Here is a 1,563-nt window from a genome sequence, read left to right as displayed (position 1 = left end):
TATTGATAAAGCAAAAGCAGAAACTGATAAAACGTTTAGTGTTATGCAAACGAATGGTACTGACATCAATGCACGTGCAACAAAAGAAGAGTTTAACGCCAGTAAGAAAACACTATCGAATGTAATAAGTGATTTATCTATTAATACGACAACAGGTCTGACACTTTCATACGATGAAAATGGTAATCTTCAATCACATACTGTTGGCCCCGATGGCATTATGTTGAAGGGTGACCGTGTCAATATCAATGTGAACAAAGATTTTCAAGTGTTAGCTGGTAATGTAAATAATAAGGTCGGTAAAGATGAAATCATTAATCGTTTAAACTTATCACCAGAAGGTTTAGACATCAATGTAAATAACTTAGGTATACGTGGCGGGGACACTACAAATTATTTATCAATCAAGAATCAAGAAATATTATCCCGTGGTACATTCACAAGGACATGGGGCGGCGTAACTGATACTCCAACAGCAACAGTCGGCATTAAAGACGGTTATATTTTATCAAGAAACCAGAAGACGGGTTACAGCCTTTATATGACTGAAAAAGGATTATCCACAATGATGTCCGGCGGTGTCGGTTCAGAACAAGCCGGTGCATTAGAATTTCACTATGATCTAATGAATGATAATTCACGCGGTGTGCGTTTATCATCTACCTATGGTGTCGTATTCCTGCATGCTGAAAACAGTCGTATCTATACACGTTCACGCCTTACAACCAATATTGAAACATGGGAAGCTTCAGTTTATATTCGTCCTCAAGTTTATTCGCGTCCCGGTGTGAATGAATTCAGCTTCTATCTTAAGGATAATGATAATGCTAAAGATACAGACGGCACACTTTTATTCGGTGAAATCTATAATGAAGCTGGTCAAGCCGGTTCAGGTATACGTTTCAGAAAAGCAGGGATGCCGGGTCAAACCGAAGGTGAATATGAGCCGCTTGTTTATGCTACCAACAAATTCGGCGATATTGGAACAGGCAGTTTCCATGCAAGAAACTTTTATGGTGATTTCCAATCCAGAAGTGGTTATTTGTATCTCAAAGCTGATGATAGGGTTCGTATCACAGACTACAAAGGTTATAACAACGGCAATCCAACTTACGGTGATTTACAATGCAGATGGATACAATCTGAGAGTATCCGAACAACAAGCACCAACTTTTATATCGGTACATCAACAGGTGAAGTAAGAATTACTAACAACTTACTTTATAACGGCGGGGACATTGGTTATAAAGATATACGTTTCAAAAACTATGTAGCAATGTCATCAGAGAGATATAAATATGATATTAAAGAGTGGAATTATAGTGTGCTTGATGCATACCGCAATGATCTAAAATTATATTCTTATAAAAACAAATCTGAAAAAGAGGAAGAATATGTTCGTGACCATCACGGTATTATTATTGAAAGAGAAATACCGATTGAATGGAGACATCGTGATGGTTTTGATGGCAATGAAGTGTTGTTTTGGAATACTAAAGCTATACAAGAATTGATTGAAAAAGTAGATGAATTGGAGGAACAAATAAATGAATCAAAATAACC

Annotated in this window: 1 protein-coding gene; it reads left to right on the top strand. The window is 36.9% G+C overall.

Annotation, left to right across the window (positions count from 1 at the left end; genetic code table 11):
- Nucleotides 1-1,561: tail fiber domain-containing protein (locus tag HMPREF3270_RS11420; protein ID WP_218117699.1), on the top strand; the 1,561-nt coding region annotated here is incomplete at its 5' end.
- Nucleotides 1,562-1,563: the final 2 nt, after the last annotated feature.

It is taken from the genome of Staphylococcus sp. HMSC65H10, from assembly GCF_001839185.1.
Classification (GTDB): Bacteria; Bacillota; Bacilli; order Staphylococcales; family Staphylococcaceae; genus Staphylococcus; species Staphylococcus simulans.
This window is presented reverse-complemented; position numbering and strand designations above follow the sequence as displayed.